The organism is Sorangium sp. So ce693 (assembly GCF_051521375.1).
Taxonomy (GTDB): Bacteria; Myxococcota_A; Polyangia; order Polyangiales; family Polyangiaceae; genus Sorangium; species Sorangium atrum.
On the sequence record NZ_CP150347.1, the window covers coordinates 3080260 to 3098575 of the forward strand.

The 18316-nt window shown below is 74.7% G+C and carries 13 protein-coding genes; 2 read left to right on the forward strand and 11 right to left on the reverse strand.

All coding sequences use genetic code 11. The annotated features are described in order from the left end of the window. Positions 1 to 7: 7 nt before the first annotated feature. The 4 genes from WMF14_RS11865 to WMF14_RS11880 form a co-directional block, all read right to left on the reverse strand. A complete protein-coding gene (locus tag WMF14_RS11865) occupies positions 8 to 1672 on the reverse strand; it encodes a serine/threonine-protein kinase (protein ID WP_437800935.1) in 1665 nt (554 codons plus the stop codon). Between the two features lie 140 nt (positions 1673 to 1812). After that, positions 1813 to 2844 (reverse strand): diacylglycerol/lipid kinase family protein, encoded by a 1032-nt coding sequence (locus WMF14_RS11870; protein WP_437800937.1) that lies wholly within the window; start codon positions 2842 to 2844, stop codon positions 1813 to 1815. After that, positions 2845 to 4062: a hypothetical protein gene (locus WMF14_RS11875; protein WP_437800939.1), complete on the reverse strand. Its 1218-nt coding sequence runs from the start codon at positions 4060 to 4062 to the stop codon at positions 2845 to 2847. It abuts the gene before it with no gap. Between the two features lie 156 nt (positions 4063 to 4218). Then, positions 4219 to 5502, reverse strand: a complete 1284-nt coding sequence (locus WMF14_RS11880; RefSeq protein WP_437800941.1) for a hypothetical protein — start codon at positions 5500 to 5502, stop codon at positions 4219 to 4221. 356 nt (positions 5503 to 5858) lie between these two features. Here WMF14_RS11880 and WMF14_RS11885 point away from each other — a divergent pair, with 356 nt between their 5' ends. Together WMF14_RS11885 and WMF14_RS11890 are read left to right on the forward strand one after the other, a co-directional pair. Beyond that, positions 5859 to 7220, forward strand: coding sequence for an MFS transporter (locus WMF14_RS11885; protein ID WP_437800943.1), 1362 nt, complete (start codon positions 5859 to 5861; stop codon positions 7218 to 7220). A 211-nt stretch (positions 7221 to 7431) separates the two neighbouring features. Continuing rightward, the gene (locus tag WMF14_RS11890) at positions 7432 to 8220 is read left to right on the forward strand and encodes a CPBP family glutamic-type intramembrane protease (protein WP_437800945.1); all 789 of its coding nucleotides are present in this window, start codon (positions 7432 to 7434) and stop codon (positions 8218 to 8220) included. Between the two features lie 5 nt (positions 8221 to 8225). Here the strand turns inward: WMF14_RS11890 and WMF14_RS11895 are convergent, their stop codons facing one another. The 7 genes from WMF14_RS11895 to WMF14_RS11925 all read right to left on the reverse strand — a co-directional run bounded on the left by WMF14_RS11895 (position 8226) and on the right by WMF14_RS11925 (position 17993). Further along, complete coding sequence (locus tag WMF14_RS11895; RefSeq protein WP_437800947.1) at positions 8226 to 9653, reverse strand: phospholipase D-like domain-containing protein; 1428 nt, start codon at positions 9651 to 9653, stop codon at positions 8226 to 8228. Beyond that, on the reverse strand, positions 9650 to 10615 hold the full coding sequence (locus tag WMF14_RS11900; protein WP_437800949.1) for a diiron oxygenase: 966 nt from the start codon (positions 10613 to 10615) through the stop codon (positions 9650 to 9652). The genes WMF14_RS11895 and WMF14_RS11900 overlap by 4 nt, the downstream gene beginning before the upstream one ends. Then, positions 10612 to 12618: an asparagine synthase (glutamine-hydrolyzing) gene (gene asnB, locus WMF14_RS11905; RefSeq protein WP_437800951.1), complete on the reverse strand. Its 2007-nt coding sequence runs from the start codon at positions 12616 to 12618 to the stop codon at positions 10612 to 10614. Before asnB ends, WMF14_RS11900 begins: the two co-directional genes overlap by 4 nt. Positions 12619 to 12627: 9 nt before the next feature. Further along, positions 12628 to 14904 (reverse strand): iron-containing redox enzyme family protein, encoded by a 2277-nt coding sequence (locus WMF14_RS11910; protein ID WP_437800953.1) that lies wholly within the window; start codon positions 14902 to 14904, stop codon positions 12628 to 12630. A gap of 89 nt (positions 14905 to 14993) precedes the next feature. After that, positions 14994 to 15614 carry a LysE family transporter gene (locus tag WMF14_RS11915; RefSeq protein WP_437800955.1) on the reverse strand — a complete coding sequence of 207 codons (621 nt, stop codon included), beginning with the start codon at positions 15612 to 15614 and terminating at the stop codon, positions 14994 to 14996. 118 nt (positions 15615 to 15732) lie between these two features. After that, positions 15733 to 16785 carry a hypothetical protein gene (locus WMF14_RS11920; protein WP_437800957.1) on the reverse strand — a complete coding sequence of 351 codons (1053 nt, stop codon included), beginning with the start codon at positions 16783 to 16785 and terminating at the stop codon, positions 15733 to 15735. After that, positions 16782 to 17993, reverse strand: coding sequence for a hypothetical protein (locus WMF14_RS11925; RefSeq protein WP_437800959.1), 1212 nt, complete (start codon positions 17991 to 17993; stop codon positions 16782 to 16784). Before WMF14_RS11925 ends, WMF14_RS11920 begins: the two co-directional genes overlap by 4 nt. Between the last annotated feature and the right edge of the window lie 323 nt (positions 17994 to 18316).

Here is an 18316-nt window from a genome sequence, read left to right on the forward strand (position 1 = left end):
CGCGACGCTAGAAGTTCGGCCGGGAAGGGACCGGCAAGGCGGCGCCAGAGGTCTTCGCGCCCGCCCGCGAGGGCGCGGTCCGCCGCGAGCCGGCGCTCCGGGGAGCCGGCGCGGGCTCCCGCGCGTGGGCGCTCGCGGTGGGGCCCTCCGCCGGTCCGAGGCGGGGTGCGCCGGCCGAGGGCTGCGGCTCGGCCGTGCGCGCCGGCTCGGGGCGGCTCTCGGGCGCGGGGCCCTGTGCGGCCGATGGTGCGGCGGCGGCCTGCGACGCAGCGGGCGGCGCCGCAGGCGCGGGCTCGGCGCTGCCGTCCCGCGCGTTCATGGCGCGCAGGGAGAACAGCGCGGCGCCGAGGATCAAGAGCGTCGCCAGCCCCGCCGCCGCGACGATGGCGACGCGCCGCCGGTCCCCGCTCGGGCGAGCGGCCTCGTGGTGTACAGGGTGTACAGCGGCCTCCAGGTGGTCCTCGCTGCTCCTCTGCGCCCGCACCGCCAGCGCCGGCCGCTCGGAGAGGCGCCGCTGCTGCGCCCGCACCGCAGGCCGCTCGGAGAGGGGCCGCTGCTCGCCGTCGCTCAGCCAGTGCATGGCGAGCGAGGTCCCTGTCACGTCCTCCACGACGCCGTTCTCGGTCGCCCACCGCGCGAGCGCGACGCCCATCTCGCGCATGGTCCGCCACCTGTTGAAGCGCTCCTTCCCGAGGCCGCGCGCGATGATGGCCCACAGCGCCTCGTCGCCCACGCCGAGCGCGGTGATCGGCGTCGGATCCTTGACGAGGATCGCCGCGACGAGGTCGTGGTAGTTGCCGCCCTGGAACGGCTTCTGGCCGGTGATCGTCTCGTAGAGCACCACGGCGAACGCCCAGACGTCGGTCTGCCCGTCGACGTCGGTGATGCCGCGCGCCTGCTCGGGCGACATGTAATCGGGGCTGCCGAGCACCGTGCCCGCCTTGGTCATCTCGCCGCTCGCCGTCTCGCTCCACACCTTGGCGATGCCGAAGTCGACGATCTTCGGGGTGATGTCGCCGCGATCGTTCTTCACGAGGAAGATGTTCTCGGGCTTGAGATCGCGGTGGACGATCCTCCGGTCGTGCGCCGCGGCGACGGCGCTCGCGATGGGCAGGAGGATGCGGAGCGCCCCCGTGGGCGAGAAGCGCTTCTTGCGCTCGATCGCCTCGACCAGCTGCTCCCCCCGGAGCACCTCCATCACGATGTACGGGTCGCGGTGATCGGACTCCCCGAAGTCGATCACGCGGACGATCGAGGGGTGATCGATCCGCGCGGCGGCGCGCGCCTCCTGGTGGAGGCGCACCGTCGCCTCGGTCGAGTTGACCTCGCGCCGGATGAACTTGATGGCGACGTCGATGTTGAGGACGTCGTTGTGGGCCAGCCACACCATCCCCATGCCGCCCTCGCCAAGGACGTAGCGCAGGCGGTATTTGCCGCCGATCACGTCGCCCTCGCGGTAGATGCGCCGCGCCGCCCGTCCCGGGGCGGGCGACGGCGTGCTGGCCTCCGGGGGCGGTGTCACGCGGGACGGATCGAGCAGCTCCGGGTCGAGCGAGCCCGGAGCGCTGCCGCGCGGGAACGCCGCAGAAGCCGCGAACGAGCGGCTCGCGCTCTCGGGCCGCGGGGTCGAGTCCGTCGACGAGGCGGGCGCGGAGATGGAGCGCGGCGGCATGGAGCGATCGCAGTCTAACTTTGCTGGCCTCCCACAGCCATGGTCTCGCGCACCCGTCTGTCGTTGCCTGCCCGCGCGCCGCTGCCTGCCCGCGCGCCGGCGCGCCGGCGGCGCAGGGTCAGCGCGTGATCCGTGCATGATCAGCGTACGATTCCGCAGGGATGCGCGTGCTCGCCGCGGGTGCACACATCGTGCGACGCGCGCCGGGCGCGGGCGGGGCGATGGCCGGACTTGTGCTCCACGAGGATCTTCACCCGCGGGCCGATGCGCACGGGGAGCGGGCCTGCGTGCTCGTGCACGTCGCCGTCGCAGACGTAGTGGACCACGCCCGACCTGGCCTCGAGCACCGCGCGCCGGGCGATCTTCTCGAACGTGTGCGCCTCGCCCATCGGCCGCGCTCGCCAGATGTCGGGCAGCTTCCTGACGAAGCCGAGCGCGGAGGTGTGGATGCCCAGCATGTGGAAGCTCTCCGGGCGCTCGTCGTGGCGGTGGAACGGGCGGAACCCGAGGCCGATCTGGTCCACCGTGCCGGCGGCGACGGCGAGGTAGTCGCGGTCCGGGAACGCCGAGCCGTCCTCGAAGTGGACGCGGCCCTGCCAGCGCGCGGCGACCTGGGTGCCCGTGTTGAGGAGCACCGCGGCGCTCGCGCGGGCGAGGACCTTCGCGGCCCAGAGCGCGCTCCGCTCCTCGCTGCGGTTGTACTCGGCGATGAAGCCGTGGACGCAGCCGGTGCCGAAGATGAAGCCGTAGTGGGCGCCGATCTGCATCACGTGGCGCTCGACCCAGCGCAGCGGGTCCCGGCCGCGGTCGGTGTAGCGGGCGATGAGCCCCGCGAGCAGGCCGTCGGGGCGCCCGCGGGGGACGCCCACGGCGTTGGCCACGGTGTTCATCGTCCCGCCGCGCAGGAAGGCGATCGGCGGCAGCGGCTCGTTCTCGTAGACGTCGAGGAAGCCGGTGATGGTGACGTGGTTCGTGCCGTCGCCCCCGGAGATGCCGAGCACGTCGATGGAGAGCTTCCTGAAGTCCTCCGCGATGCGGGCGAGGTCCTCGCGGGAGCGCGCGGCGCGGACGACGCCGTGGTCGCCGAGCGCGCGCGCGAGCCGGACCGCCGCGCGGGGATCGCTCAGGTTCTGGCGCGAGCGGGGGTTGATGATGACGCCGATGCCGCCCATCTAGCGCCGGCCTCGCGGCGACTTCCACCGCGGGTTGAGGTGGATCCGCACGACGTCCGCCATCAGGCCGATGTGGGCGCAGTGATCGGGCTTGTCGTCGCCGGTGTACCCGCGGACGTGGAAATCGCCGCGGTCGAAGCGCAGGATCATGTCGAGGCCGAGCACGTCGGCGCGGGAGGAGCCCCTCGGCTTGCCCCGCAGCTGCTGCACGATGAAGTTCGCCGTCTCCGCCGTCGACGCGTAGCCGGGCGGCAGGATGGAGGAGTGGCTCATGAACATGAACGCCTCGCCCGCCGCGGCGCGCCTCGCGAACGCGATGAACGGCTCGATCTGCGCGACCTTGAGCTTGTGCTGCTGCTCGTCGGCGTACCCGGCGTGGAGCGAGTCGAGCAGCACGAGGGCGTCGACCCGCTTGCCGGCCGGCTGCCGCAGGATCTGCTCGATCGCGCCGTAGCCGGCGCTCCACGACGACAGGCCGAGCTTGCGGATGTAGGCCTTCTTCTTGCCGGTCTTCTTCGCGACGGCGCGCTCGATGCTGTCGAGCAGGTTCTCGAAGACGTACGGCGCCGAGAACGCGCTCGAGTACGCGCCGGAGCCGATGCCGAGATCGATGCCGACGAGGACGGCGCCCTCGGCGGTCTTCACGAACTCCTTCCGGAGCGCCTCGTGGCCGTGGAAGTGGATGATGACGTCGAAGCCGCCGCGCTTCGTGACCCCGCCCCGGTGGGGCATGATCATCTGCCCGATCGAGGGCGCGCGGGACCACGGGTCGTAGACGCCCCAGCCCGGATCGGGCGTCATGCACGGGTTGATGTCCCCGCGGCGCTTCTTGGAGGGGGCGGCGCGGCTGCTCGTCGCCCCGGGCCTGTCGCGCCGCGCCGCGCTGCGCTGGCCAGCGTCCGAGGCCGCGCCGCCGGCGCCACCCGCACCGTCCGCGCCGCCCGACGGCGCGCCGGCGCCGGCTGCCCCGTCCGTCGGGGGCGCGCCGCCCGCCGCCGGAGGGCTGTCGGCCTGCGGCGCTACGGCCGGAGGCGCATCGGCCTGCAGCGCGGCCGTGTGCGTCGCGGGCGGAGCGTCGTCGGCCTGCGGCGCGGCGGCCTTCGGAGCGGCCGTGTCCTGCGCCGCTGCAGGGGGCGCGGCGAGCCACCAGGTGGCGGCGAGCAGCGAGAGGAGCGCCCATCGCCCGGACGGCCGGCGAGCCTGCAGGGGGTGTCTCATGTCGGGAGCGCCTCCATTCCATGGAACGGCGTGCGGATCGAGCGCTCGGTGCAGGGCCGCCGCCGCTGTGTGTTCGCGGCGACACCCCGCGGGAGTTCTGTGGCTGTGCAGGGGGCAGGCGCGCCCCCCGCGCCGGCCGGCGTCACGCTGCCGGCGTCACCCTGGCGGCGGCTTCCCCTGGGTGAGGGCGGCGCCCGCGTCGGCGGCGGCGAGGATGCGCTCCTCGGCCTGGGAGGCGAGCTTCTCGACCGCCGCCGCGGCGTCGGTGGGGGGCAGCGAGCGCAGGAACTGGATGAACTCGAGCTCGAGGCCGGGCTTCACGCCGCTCAGGACGAGCACGATGGGGATGGCCGGCTTCTCGACCTCGGCGAGCTCCGTGGTGCGGGCGCGCCAGCGGCCCGCGCCGAGGGCGAGGCGGAAGGCCCACTGCGCGCCGAGGCCGATGAGGAGGCCCGCCATGACGCCGGCGACGAACAGGTCGGCGTCCCTCGGGGCGAGGAGGGCCGCGGAGAACCCGCCGATGGCCGCGCCGATCACGAGGCCGGGCTCGCCGCTGTTGTGCGCCGCGGCGGTCTTCAGGATCTCCGCGGCCTGCATGCCCGGGCGCCCGCTGCGGACCGCGTCGCGCAGCGGGAGCAGCGTCGCGAGGCGGCGCATCGAGGCGGCCCGCACGCCCAGGTAGCTGATGAAGAGGGCGCAGACCGTCAGCCCGACGCCGACGCTCACGGCCACGCGCCGCGAGAAGACGCCCTGAGGCAGCGGCTCGCGGACCATCGCGGTGAGCGCGCGCTCCCGGTCGCGCTCCGCGCTCGCCTTGAACGCGGCTTCGGCGTCCTTCGTGGCCTGCGCGACCTTGTCGGCCGGGATGTCGCCGAGGAGCGAGAGCAGCTGCTTCGCCGCCTCGAACTGCTCGGCCTCCGCGGCGCCTGGCGGCGTGATCGCGGCCGCCTTGACGATGGCCTCCCAGGCGGGGATGGCGCTCACCCGAGCCCCGAGGAGCGCCTCGGTCGCCTCGCGGCAGCCCGCCAGGGTCTTGGCCTGCTTGTAGAGCGGCTGGGCGGAGGCCCACGCGCCCTGCTTGTCCGGCTCCTTGGGCTTCGGCGGCGGCGGCGCGTTGCGCGGCGCGCGCCCCTTCGCGGTCGTCGCCGGCGGCGGCGGCGGCGCGGGGGGCGCCTGGCCCGGGTCGGGCATGCGCGCCGATTTCGCGGCCGCCTTGAACAGGTCGATCTCGACGATCAGCTTCTCGCCGGCGAGGGCGCACGCCCGAGCGGGCGCGACGCGGGCCTCGGACTCCTCGGCCTGGCGCCGCGCGCCCGGGTCGGGGATGAGCCTGCCCTCGACGGTGACGAGCCGCAGGACCGCCACGGCGATGCACAGGACGAGGATGGCCGAGGCGATGAAGGTGGCGCGGACCTCCTCGCGCCGGGTGTACTCGTTCACGCTGGCTCCCTCGGAAAGACCGGAGATGGGCAAGGCGCCGGCCGGGTCGGCGCGAGGTCGGCGCGCGCGAGCGCTGCCGCACGGCCGGAGCGGCACGAAGCGCCACGATCGGCGTCGCCGCCGTGACGGCAGGGGGACACCGAGGGAGCGTGAGCCCGTCGCATGCAGTTCACCGTTTAAACCAGATGCCGGACCGATACCACAGCGTCGCTCGCGATGGAGTCCGCTGCGTCCTCGCCGCCTCACGGCGCCGCGGCCTCACCGCGTCGTGCTTGCTTCCGCCGTCGGGCGCGGCGGTCGGGCGTCCCGGAACTTGCTCCGTCCCGGGGCGCATCGTGTAAAGGTGCGGAGAAGGCGTGGAGGCTGCCGTTACATCCCACAAGCCCGTCGAGCCCGCGGTCCCGGCGCGCGCCGCGCTGCCCGAGCAGGGAGCGGAGCCGCCGAGGCGTGGCGCCTCTTCGGAGGCGCCCGGCGAGGCCGCGTCGTCCGGCGTGGCGGCGGCGCCCGACGCCGCGGCGGGAGGGGCGGGCCGGGGCCTGTGGATCTCGTCGACCTACTTTGCCGAGGGCCTGCCCTACGCGATCGCGCACAAGGTGGCGGGGGAGTTCTTCACGGCGGCGGGGGCGAGCCTGGAGATCATCGGGCTGACGTCGCTCTACGGGCTCCCGTGGAACCTCAAGTTCCTCTGGAGCCCGCTGGTCGACCTCCACGGCAGCCCGCGGCGCTGGCTCGTCGGGGCCGAGATCGCGCTCGTCGCGATCGTCCTCGGGCTCGCCGCGGCGGCGCACAGCGGCGCGATCTGGCTCGTGGCGGCGCTGTTCGGGGCGGTCGCCGTCGCCGCGGCGACGCACGACATCGCGGTCGACGGCTTCTACCTGCAGGCGCTCGACAAGGACGCGCAGGCGGCGTTCTCCGGGCTGCGGGTCGGCGCGTACCGGCTCGCGCTGCTCGCGGGCGCGCTCCTGGTGGCGTTCGCGGGCTGGGCGTCCTTTGGCGCGGCGTTCGGCGTCGCGGCAGGCGGGCTCGCGCTGCTCGCGATCGCGCACGCCGCGGGGCTGCCGCGCCCGGCCGAGACGCCCGGAGCCGGCGCCGCGCCAGGAGCCGGCGCCGCGCCAGGAGCGACCGGGCTGCGGCGCTACATCGAGCCGTTCCGTGCATACCTCCGGCAGCCGAAGATCGCGTCGAGCCTGGCGTTCATCCTCTGCTACCGGGCAGGCGACGCGCTCATGTTCGCGATGTCGTCGCCGCTGCTGAAGAGCCTCGGCCTCGACACGGCGGCGCGCGGCAACGTGGGCGGGGTCGGGACGGTCGCCTCGATCGCCGGCTCGATCCTCGGCGGGGTGATCATCAAGCGGTGGGGGCTCTCGCGGACCATCTTCCCGATCGCGCTCGTGCAGAGCTCGGCGATCCTGCTGTACGTGGCGCTCGCGTGGGCGCGGCCGGCGCTCCCGTGGGTCGTCGCGCTCGTCACGCTCGAGCAGCTCGCCGCCGGCGTCGGGACGGCGGTGCTCGCGGTGTTCCTCATGCGGCGCTGCGTGGACGGGTACAAGTCGTCGCACTTCGCGATCGGGTCAGCGCTCATGTCGGTCTCCGCGACGTTCGCCGGCAGCCTGAGCGGCTACCTGGCCGCCAGCGTGGGGTTCACTGCGTTCTTCGCGATCGCGTTCGCGGCATCGATCCCGGGGGTCGTCCTGTCGCGCCTGGTGCCGCGAGACTAGTTACCGCGGGTCGGAACCCCGCCAGGGATCTGCCTCGCGAGCGGAGAGAGAGAGTTCAACGCAAAGGCGCCAGGGCGCAAAGACGCAAAAATGCACATTTGTTTTTGCGCCTTCGCGCCTTTGCGCCTTTGCGTTGAACTCTCTGTCCGGATCCCTGTCTGGACCTCCGGCGGGTGGAACCAGATAGATTGGACTCGTCTGCGCGATCCCGATGCAAGAGTCCACGTCCGCCCCCTCCGAGCCGAAGGCGCGCGCCGACCGCGCGCTGAGCCTGGTCTCCCTCGGCCTCCTGGCGCTCCAGGCCGCGCTCGACGCGCCCGCGTTCCCGCGCGCGACGCTCGCCGTCGCCGCGGCCGCGGCCCTCGTGGCGCTGCTCGCGGCCCGCGTGGCGCAGGGGCCGGCGCGCGCCGTCGCGGCGCTCGTGGCGTGCATCGTGGTGGCGATGCGCCTCGGCGTCGTCTGGCAGCTCGCCATGGTCCTTGCGCTCGCGGCCTACGCCGGCGTCTCGCGGCTCTTGCCCGCGCTGCGTCCGCCCGAGGGCTGGCGCGCGGCCGGCGGGCTCCCGAAGCGCTGGACGGCGCTCGTCGGCGGCGTCACGCCGGTCGCGCTCGTCGGGTGGCTCGCGTTCGCCCGGCCCGACCTCCGTGACATCACCGGCTCGGAGCTGCTCCAGGTGTCGACGCCGGTGCTCATCGCGGGAGGCGCGGTCTTCGCCGTGCTGAACGCCACGCTGGAGGAGGTGATCTGGCGCGGCGTGCTCCAGCCCAGCCTCGCGGCGGCGTGGGGCGCGCGCGTCGCGGTGGTCCTGCAGGCCGCCTCGTTCGGCGCGCAGCACGCGCACGGGTTCCCGCGGGGGCTGCTCGGCGTCTTCCTGGCGGGCAGCTGGGCCGTGATGCTGGGCCTCCTGCGGCAGCGCTCCCGCGGGCTCCTTGCGCCCGTGCTCGCGCACATCGTCGCGGACGCGACGATCGCCGCCCTGGTGATCGGCATGCTCCGCTGAGCGCGTCAGGGCCGGAGGCCGAGCAGCTCGAACGCGCCCAGCAGCGCCGAGCGGGCCCACGCCCCCCGGCCGCTCGACGTGCGCCGCGAGGCGGGCAGCTCCCAGAGCCGCTCGAAGTGCGCCGCGAACGCGGCCACGAAGGCCGGATCGCGGGTCTCGAGGTCGGTCTCGAGCCAGGCGCGCGAGAACGAGTTGGGCGTGAAGTTGGCCTGGCCGCCCACGAGCATCGGCCGAGCGCCCAGCCGCGCCGCGGTCTTGAGGTGCATCATCGCCCCGCCGCGCGAGTCGTGCACGCGCAGCGCGAAGCGGTCGGGCCACCGCGCCTCGGCCTCGATCGCGCGGGTGATCCCGTGGTGGTTGACCAGGTTGCGGATGAGCCACGCGGCCGCGGGGGGCAGCGGGAGCGCGTCGATGGAGTCGATCAGCACGCGCACCCGGGCGCCGCGCGCCGCCGCGCGCTCGAGCGCATCGAGCACCGGCAGGTCCGAGAGGTACGTCGTCGCGACGAGGAGCTCGTCGCCCGCCGCCGCGCCGTCGAACATCTCCGCGAGGCGCGCGCGGATCGCCTCGTGCTCGACGAGCGCGCACGTCTCGTCGCCCGCGACGGTGAGCGCGCCGGGCGGGGGGAGGGGGACGCGCAGGCCGCCGGCGTACCCCGGCACCGGCGCGAGCGTTGGCGTCGGGGAGGCGACCTCCGTCCCGAGAGCGTCGGGCCCGCGCGCGGCGTGCGAGGCGCGCGCGGCGCCTGCGACGAGCGCGTGGAGCGCGGCGCGGCCCTCGTCGCCGATCGCCTGCGGGAGGGTGAGCGCCTCGTCGATCGCCGCCATCGCGACGCGCCAGAGCCGGCGGGCCACGGCGCCCGTGAGCCAGAACAGGTTCTCGTGCCAGTCGAACGCCGCGTCGATGAAGTTGTGCGACGTGATCGCGCCGGCGCGCCCGCCGTCGATCACCAGGTTCTTCCGGTGGTCCTCGACGTTGTGCAGCACCTGCCAGCGGTTCTGGTGCTCGACCCAGTCCTCGATCGCGACGCGCGCGTGGTCGAGGTGGAAGTTCATCCGGGGCAGGAGCCGGCGGCGCCGGTCGAACCGCGCGCCGAACAGGCAGGCGTTCAGCACGAGGACGCCCGCGTCCGCGAGGCGCCTCCGCACGAGCGCGCCGCGGCGGCGCGTCAGGGCGGGGTTCGCGGGCGTGTTGCTGTCCAGGATCACCACGACGGTCACGTCGGGACGCGCGCGCTTCTTGGCGATCAGCCAGTCGGCGACCGTGTCGGCGTAGGGGAACGCGCCCGGGCGCGGCAGCAGCGTCGTCTGGTCGCCGTTCGCCGCGAAGAGGTACATCTGCAGGACGACGCTCCGCTCGGCGGCCTCGATGAGGTCGCGGCACGCGGAGAGGATGCCGTGGCTGTCGCCGATGTACGCGAGCCCGGAGCTCACGCGGCGTCCGTGCGCAGCGCGCGGCGCAGCGCCCAGCAGAGGGGCCGCGCTCCCGCGAGCCCGCGGCCCTCCAGCTTGCGCGTGAAGCTCTCGGTGCCCCAGCGATCGGACTGCGTCGGGGCGCGCGCGCCGAGCCGCCGCCGCTGCGACGCGTCGAGGCCCAGCTCGCTCCCGGCCGCGGCCACGAGGCAGCGCCAGGCGTCGCCGACCACGCCGTCGACGTACACGAGGAAGGGCAGCGCGAGGGCCGTCTGGATCGCGGCGAGCCAGCGCGGACAGCGCTCGTTCAGGTGCAGGAGCACGCGCTCGTCGATGGCGACGTGCGGCGCCTCCTCGCGCGCGTGCAGGGCCATGATCTCGGCGACGAGCGCCGCGCTCTGGTCGGGCCGGGCCTCGATCGCCCGCGGCACGAAGAGCGTGATCTCCTCGAAGTACCACGCGAGCAGGAAGAACGTGCCGGCCGGGGCGAGGCGCAGCGCCGCGTCGTCGCCGCGGCCCCAGCGCAGGAAGCGCGGTGGCGCCGCGTCGGTCGGGTAGAGATCCGGCCGGAGCCTGTGCAGGAGCCGGCGGAACATCTCCGCGTGGGTGCGCTCCTCGGCGACGAAGCGGGCGATGACGGGCGCGGACAGGTACGGCGCGCGGTGGGCCGACCGCTCGAGGTACCGGATCACGTAGCCCTCGAAGTGGATGAACAGCTCGCACGTGAAACACGCGAACAGCCGGTTGATCGCGACGCGCTGGCGCTCCGTGAGGCCGAGGCCCGCGACGTCCATGTAGTGCGCCTCGGGGATCACCAGCGCATCGGCCGGGATCGGGCGCGTCCAGTCGATGCGGTCCCAGCGCCGGCGCACCGCCGCGTGCAGCCGGTCCTCGCGCGCGGCGGCCTCTCCGTCGTGGAGCGGCGTTCGAGGGTTGCCTTCGTGGCCATGGAGCGCGGGATCGGCGGAGCGCTGGAGGCTCACGATGGGACCGTCCTCTCGATCGACGCGACCGCGCGCTCGTCTGCGGCCGCGGGCGCTGGGCCGGCTGCGGGCGCCGGCGGCGACCACGCGGGCAGCTCGCACAGCCCGCCGCCGAGGAAGAGGTGGTGCCACAGCTGCGTGGTGACCACGGCGGTGTAGCTCCCGTCGGCGACGATCCGCCGCGGGGCGAGCGCGGGAAGGATCCGCTGGAAGCGCTGCTCGCGCGCGACCTTCGCGGGCGAGAAATAGCCCGTCTTTCGCAGCGACTCGGGGCTCACGAGCTGCGCGATCCAGCGGGGCTGGGGCCCGAGCGCGCAGAGCGCGTGGGCCTTGAACATCCCCTTGGGCGGGTCGGCGACGTCACGCGGGAGCACCCGCCGCGCCACCTCGCGCAGGAGCCACTTCTCCCGCAGCCCGCGGAGCTTGTACGCCGGCGAGAGGCCGCTGGAGAGCTCGACGAAGGCCTCATCGAGGAACGGGTAGCGGTGCTCCACGCCCGAGCGCATCGCCGCGCGGTCGCCTTTGCCCACCAGCAGGTGTCCGGCCAGCATCAGCTTGTACTCCACGTAGAGCGACCGATTCAGCGGATCCCAGCGGCGCATCCGCGCTGGCGCGATGTCGAGCTCGGAGAACGGATCGTGGCCCGCGACGCGCTCGGCCATCGTATCCGAATAGAACAGCCAGCGCGCGCGGGAGAGCGGCTCGTACAGGTCGAGGAGGCTCGGGCGAACGTCGCCGAAATGGTCCTGGAACGTGGGCGCGGGTGTGCCGGGCGCCGCGAGCTCGGCCAGCGTTCTTCGGATCGCGCGCGGCAAGGCTGGGTGGACGCGGGCGAGGCGCTCCATGGCGCGGTGGGTCTTGTGCCAGACGTAGCCGCCCATCGCCTCGTCCGCGCCCTCGCCCGTGAGCACGACCTTGAACCCCCGGCGCGCGGCGCGCTCGGCCAGCAGGAGCACGCACCCGTCGGCCGTGTCCATCACGGGGCCCTCGGCGGCCTCCACCACACGCGGGAGGGTCTCTATGATCTCCGCAGGCGAGGGCACCAGGGTCTCGAGCCGCGCGCCCAGGCGCGCCGCGCTGCGGGTCGCGCGGCGTCGCTCGTCGGGCCCGGCGCCGTCGAAGCCGACGGTGAACGACGCGATGGGCGCGTCGCCGCGGGCCTCCCGGGCGAGGCCGAGCACCAGCGTCGAGTCGAGCCCGCCGCTCAGGTACGTCGCCACCGGGCCGTCGGAGACGAGGCGACGCTGCACGGCGTCGCGCAGGCAGGCGCGCGTCTCCTCGATCAGCGCGTCGAGCGAGGCGACGCGCCGCTCCTCGCCCTGGGCCGGGAAATCCAGGTCCCAGTAGCGCCGCTGCTCCACCGCGCCGCCCTGCGCGCGGAGGTAGTGCCCGGGCCAGATCGAGCGCACGCCGCGGAAGCACGTCCGCTGCGTGCCCGCGGCGAACAGCGAGAAGACGTGGTCGATCCCTGCCGGATCGGCCTCGGGGCGCACGAGCCCGCTCGCCAGGATCGCCTTGATCTCCGAGGCCCAGAGGAGCCAGCCGTCCGCCACCGCGTAGTGGAGCGGGCAGATCCCGATCCGGTCGCGGCCGAGCAGCAGCGTGCGCGCCTCGCGATCCCAGAGCGCCACGGCGAACTGCCCGCGCGCGCGGGAGAAGGCGCCCTCGCCGGCGTCGAGGTAGAGCCCGGGCCACAGCTCGGTGTCGCACCGCGTGCGCTGCGCGTGCCCGCGCGCGGCGAGCTCGCGGCGCAGCTCGGCGTGGTTGAACAGCTCGCCGTTGTACGAGACCCACACGCGGCCGCCCGCGTCGGCCATCGGCTGGCGGCCGCCCGCGACGTCGACGACGGCGAGGCGCCGCGTGGCCATGGCGATCCCCGGCGCTGAAAAGGAGGCGCCTTCGTCCGGGCCGCGGTGCCGCACGCTCGCCGCCATGCGGTCGAGGCGCGCCGGATCGAACGTACGTCGCCCGGCCAGATCCAGCGCTCCGACGATGCCGCACATGATGGATCGTTACCTCCCCGTGTCCCCGAGCAGATGTCGCCGGAGCCAGCGCCAGCCGAGCCGTGGGCCGAGGCGCACCGCGACCGCGCGCACGAGCGGCCGGCTCGCGCGCGCGTACGCGGCGTACCCGCGCCAGATCCGCAGCGTTGCGCGCTCGATCGCGAGCGCGTCGCCGGGCGCCGCGCAGGCGTCCATGAACCGGGTGATGGCCTCGATCGACCACGCGGTGTGGCCCGACGCGGCGTTGTCGATGGTGTTGTGCAGGTCGAAGAAGTACGGGTCGATCCGGTGGCGCCGCAGGATCGAGGCGGCCGTCGCGTACCCGCGGCCGATGCCGGCCATCTCGATGGCCAGGTTGAGGCCGAGCAGCTCGGGCCAGAGCGCCATGGACCCTTGCGCGAACGCGAGCCAGAGCACGGGCATCGAGAACGCCTGCGGGAGGAAGTCGGGCCGTTCGATGAACGCGCGCGCGTCGCACGGCGGCAGCGTCACGCCCTGCTCCGCGAGCGCCCTGCGCAGCACGTTGCCGTGGTGCTGGGCGGGCACGCCCGCGCCGAGCTCGTCGCGGTAGATCCGGAGCAGGAGCGCCGCGACCGGCGTGCGGAACGCGCCGGGGGCCGTCGCGCCCTGGAGCCACGCGCCGTCGATCACGGCCGCCGGCGCGAGCTGGGTGAGCAGCCAGACGGCCTCGTCGCGCGTGAGCTCTCGCGCGATGCCCGCGTCGTCGGCGGGCTGCGTGCGCTCGCGCTCGGGGCGTCGGGCCGCATGCGGTCCCGCCGTGGACTGCGCGTTGGCGTGCCCTTCCTCGAAGATCTGCTCGCGCAGCCGCGCGTCGACCCAGCGCGAGAGCCCCGCGGCGGACCAGGGCCAGCGCCCATCCGCGGCGAGCCGGGCGGGGGACACCTCGCCGTGCACCTCTCGGAGCACCCCTTCGACGTGCGCCTGCGCGAGCTCGCCCGCGTCGCGGTCCACGTCCCCGGGCCCGCGGGCGCAGAGCAGCCGGTGGTACAGCTCCGGCAGGGGGAGCCCCGCGCCTACCTGCGCGCGAGGGGTGGATCCTCGACCATTCCCGTCGATCGAGGCCTCGTCGTGATCGACGCGCGGCGAGCCGGCGCGCTCGTCCCCGCCGCGCGATGCGCGGACGGGGGCCGGAGGCTCCGGCGCCTCGATCAGCGCGCGGATCCAGGCGCGCATCACGTCGACCTCGGCGTCGGTGAACACGCCGAACATCGGGCCGCCGAACTGCACGGAGCGGGTGACGAGCGGGCTCTCGTCGGGCCTCCCCGGCACGATCCACGGCGAGCGCGCGAGGCGCAGGAGGATGCCGCGCGCGTCGAGCCGCGCCGGATCGAGCGCGCCGTCCAGCGCCTGTCCGTCGAGCCGGACGCGGCCGTGAAATCCGAACGCGTGGCGCGCCTTCGCCTCGACGAGCGCCAGCATCGCCTCCCACGCGGACGGCGCCGCGGCGGGCCGGAGCGACGCGAGCCACGCGCGCCGCGCGGCCCAGAGCGACCACGCGCCGCGCCACACGCGCGGCCAGTCCGGCGCCCCGCCGGCGGCGTGCGCCTCGAGGCACCGACGCGCGAGATCGCGGACCCGGCGGGCCGTCTCCGCGCCCTCCGCGTGCTCGGCGAAATACAGGCCGTCGCAGCGCGCGCGCGACGCGGCCCGGCGCACCGCGGCGGGCGGGCCCAGCACCGTGGCCGCCGCGTGGTGGCCCAGCGCCTCGGGCAGCCTCGCGGCCCCGAGCTGCGCAATGCGGAGCCCCGGGATCGCGAGGGCGAAGTCCGCGTCGGCGAGGCAGACCGAGCGCTCGAATCCGGGGCTCGCGAGATCGGGCAGCGCGAGCCCCGCGGCGGCCAGCGCGGCGCCGTACAGGGCGCCGTGGTGCCGCGCCGGGTCGCCCTCGCCGCACTCCAGATAGAACGCGTCGAGGCAGGCCGCGCCGAGCGCGCCGTCCGCGTGGCGCACGCGCACCGCCGCGGCGAGCCAGCACCCGTCGAGCAGCGCGGTCGGCGCGTAGCCGAGCAGGACCCGCGCGGGGCCTTCGCCCTCGTCGCCGGGCGCGCCGCATCGCTCGTCCTCGTCGCGGAGCGCGGTCAGGGCCGCAAAGAACGCCTCGATGCCGTCGGGGGCCGTGGCCTCGAGCGCGGGCTCGCCCGCGAGATCCTCCGGGGCCGGCTCGCCGGCCCGCAGCCTGCGGTAGATCGCGCGCGGCGACGCGTCCGAGGCGCGCGACCGAGGGCTCGCCGCGCGGTCCGATGCCGGGGTGGGAAGGGCGTTCATACGACCGGACCACGCAGGCTGCCGGCGCCTACCCCCATCCGGACGACGTTATGCGTGCGCGCGACCGGCGTCCACACAGGGCACGGATCTCACGCGAGCCGCTGCACGAGCCCCGCGAGCCCCAGCGCCACCAGCGTCCACCCGAGGCCGCGCACCAGGCGCCCGTGCCATGCGCCGAGCCGCTCGCGGTAGCGCGCAAGCAAGCGCCCGAGCGTCGCGAACCAGCTCACCACGCCCACGGCTGCGCCCACCGCGAGCGCGGCCGCGTGGGCCGGCGCTACCGCGGGCGCGAGGGCAGGGTACGCGCGGAGCACGGCGCACGAGGCGATCCACGACGCCAGGAACGACGGGTTGAGCGCGACGAGCACGAACCCGGTCAGGAGCGCCGATGTCGCTCGCCCCGAGGACGGCGCCTCGGCGGCGCGCCGCGGCGCGAGCGCCAGGGCGAGGCCCATCGCCACGACGAGCGCCGCGCCGCCCGTCCGCAGGGCGCGATCGATCGCGGGGTGCGCCTCGAGGACCCACCCGAGCCCGCGCGCCGCGGCGAGCGCCCAGAGCCCCTCGGCAAAGGCTCCTCCGACGGCGAGCATCAAGGCGCGCCGGGGCTGCCCCGCGAGCGCCGCGGCCACCAGCAAGACGGCCAGCGGCCCCGCCGCCGGGATCGATCCGAGATAACCGAGCAGGAACCCCACGACGAGCGCGAGCGCCATGGTTCATCCCAAGCGAGGTGTGCGGCGGCGAGCTGCAACGGAGCGCCCGCGGCGCCCCGCGGGGGACGGGCGCGGGGGCGAGACGCGGTCGTCAGGCGGTTTCAACCCGGTCGTCGCCTTAGCGCAGCGCCAGCGTGAACGCGAGCCCGAGGCTCACGCGCAGATCGTGGACCGCCTGCACATCCAGGGCGGGCGGCAGCAGCCGGTACTCGCCCTCGAGCACCGCGGCGATGGGTTGATCGTCGATCGCCGCCAGGATCCTCTCGGCGTGCGCGGCCGAGCGCACAAGGACACGCCAGCGCCCTTCGCTCGTCCAGTGCGGGACGACGTCGCCTCGACCATCGAAGACCGTCAGCCCGTCGCCGCTCTGGAGGCGCAGCCGCAGCGAGCCCGCGGTCATGGGTGCGATCCGGTGGACCACCCTGGGCTCACCGAGCGTGCGGCGCGCGGGCGCGGCCTGGGAAGAGGTGGACTCGGCGTAGTAAGCGTCGACGTCATAACGGACCCCGAGCCCGATCTCGAAGCTGCGGCCCGCCTCGCCCGTGCGCCACGGATCGAGGATCGCCGTGGCGCGCGCCACGCCGAGCCGGACCAGCGGCGCCGGCGATCCGTCGCCCCGGCGCTGCGGGATCGAGGGGATGCTCACCCGGCCCACCTCGGCTTCCACGCCGATGTCGAAGGGGAAGGGGACCGCGATGGGCGGCGACATGGGCAAGACCACCCGCGGCGACTCGTCGTGCCGCAGGAACGATGCGCCGTACAGCGCCGCGTCGAGCGCGGGCACGCCGTCGAGCGCGGGCACGCCGTCGAGCGCCTGCCCCGTCGGAGACACCCGGCCGGCGAGGACGCGGTGATCCGACTGCCAGATCACGCGGCCCGGCCCGGAGCCCGTGACGCTGCGCGCGCGGTAGGCCAGGCCCGCGTCGATCTCGGGCTCGATCTCGATCGCCCCGCCCGCGCCCCGGTGCAGCGCAGACCCGATGCCGAGCCACACCCGGCTCGCCGGGTCGAAGCGCACGCGGAAGCGCCGGCCCTCCTCGGAAACAGCGGTATCGCCTCCGCCGGCGCCCTCGCTCCCCCCGCGCGCCGGCTCGGCGCGGCCGGCGCGCGGGGAGAGCGCCGTGGCCGCCGCCATGACGAGCAGCGCGGCGAAGCGGCGCCGAGCCGTCACGGGTCCTCGAAGACGGGCATCGGCTCGAACACCCGCGGGGGAGCCCAGAACGACACCCGCAGGCCCGCGGCGGCCTTGACCTCCACGTCGCGAACATCGCTGTCGAGGTCGTTGCGGCTCACCCCCATCGCGGCGAGCCGCAGCGAGATGGGCTGATCGTTGATCGCGAGGAGGATGCCCTCGTAGGCGACCGTGGCCTCGATGCGGTTCATCGCCGCTCCCCTCCCGCTCCCGGCCGCGATGCTCGGGCGCCGGTAGGTGAACGCGGTCGAGAGCGCGTGGAGGCCGCCCTCGCCGAGGCTGAAGCGCGATTTGATGGCGCCCGTCGGGCCAACGTAAAGAGCGCCGGTGTCCAGGCCGTCGTCGATCTCCGATCGGTGCTCCCAGTACTCCCCCAGATCGGCGCCCGCCTCGAACCGGACATGGCTGTACATGTCGTTCGACTGCCACGGATTCCACGCGAGATGGACCTCGCCGAACTCCACGTCGAGCGTGTCCCGGCGCGCGGGAGGGCGGTCGTTCACCGACACCACCCGGAAGCCCCAGCCCATCCGCGGCGAGATCGGGTAAAGCCGCGGCTTACCGACGAAGGTGCTGAGCCAGTGGGCTGGCCGCCGGTGCAGGTGCTGGTAATCGTAGCTGAGGAGCACCCCGGAGAGCTCGAGATCGTCGAACGTGGCCGATCCCTCGAGGATGCGCAGGTCATGGCGGGCGCGGGAGCGCGTCGAGAGCACGCTCACGTGGATGCCGGCCTCGGCCCTCCCGCGGCCCAGGGGGAAGCTCGCGGGCACGGGGAGCCCGTTGTTGCCATGGAACGTGGGCAGCCAGGACGCGCCCAGGTAAAGCCGGTTCAGGAGATCGAACTTGACCTGAAATGCCTTGCCGTCGGCCGAGCGTGCGTAGCCCGGCGGCGCCTCGGCGATCGCGGCGACGAGGCGGGCGCCGCGCGCGGTCAGGGCCCGGTAGGCCGAGGCGTCTTCAACCACGTTGCACGGCTGCACCTTGTCGAGCGCGCCGCCGTCGTAGGCCAGGTGATCGGGCGCGACGAGGCAGCGCTCGCCCTCCGGGCCTGGCTCGCATTGAACGCGCACCGCGCCGCCGTCTGGCGACCGGATGCAGCGAACCGGCTTGTCCCAGGAGAGCTGCGGCGGCTCGTCGGGGCGAGCGGGCGCGGACCAGAGCATCGCCGCCGATAAGGGGGCGAGCAACGCGTGAATCCGAGGCAGACGTCGTCTCAAAGCACCCTCACGAGGCAAAGGAGCTCCAACGCGGCAAAGCCGCCCGCGCTGTACGCGAGCGATTCACCAGGCGCTTTGCGGGCGCCGGCGGCGATAAAGCACGCGTCGTGCCCTGCCACACGGTGTCGGAGCGCGCGCCGCGCATCCGAGAATTCCGAGAATTCCGAACGTTCCGACTTCTTCGAGGGGGCGAGGTGCGAAGCGGTCAGCGCGGCGACCGCTGTATGGAGAGCAATGCATTACCCAGGCGCGCAGGGTTCTTCACAGCAGGCTACGGGCGCGTCGCCAGCGGC

Excerpts from the sequence above, each read along its gene's own strand:
- WMF14_RS11890 (WP_437800945.1), top strand. The coding sequence starts at position 7,432 with ATGCAAGAGTCCACGTCCGCCCCCTCCGAGCCGAAGGCGCGCGCCGAC.
- WMF14_RS11910 (WP_437800953.1), bottom strand. The coding sequence starts at position 14,904 with ATGAACGCCCTTCCCACCCCGGCATCGGACCGCGCGGCGAGCCCTCGG.
- asnB (WP_437800951.1), bottom strand. The coding sequence starts at position 12,618 with ATGTGCGGCATCGTCGGAGCGCTGGATCTGGCCGGGCGACGTACGTTC.
- WMF14_RS11875 (WP_437800939.1), bottom strand. The coding sequence starts at position 4,062 with ATGAGACACCCCCTGCAGGCTCGCCGGCCGTCCGGGCGATGGGCGCTC.
- WMF14_RS11915 (WP_437800955.1), bottom strand. The coding sequence starts at position 15,614 with ATGGCGCTCGCGCTCGTCGTGGGGTTCCTGCTCGGTTATCTCGGATCG.
- WMF14_RS11865 (WP_437800935.1), bottom strand. The coding sequence starts at position 1,672 with ATGCCGCCGCGCTCCATCTCCGCGCCCGCCTCGTCGACGGACTCGACC.
- WMF14_RS11870 (WP_437800937.1), bottom strand. The coding sequence starts at position 2,844 with ATGGGCGGCATCGGCGTCATCATCAACCCCCGCTCGCGCCAGAACCTG.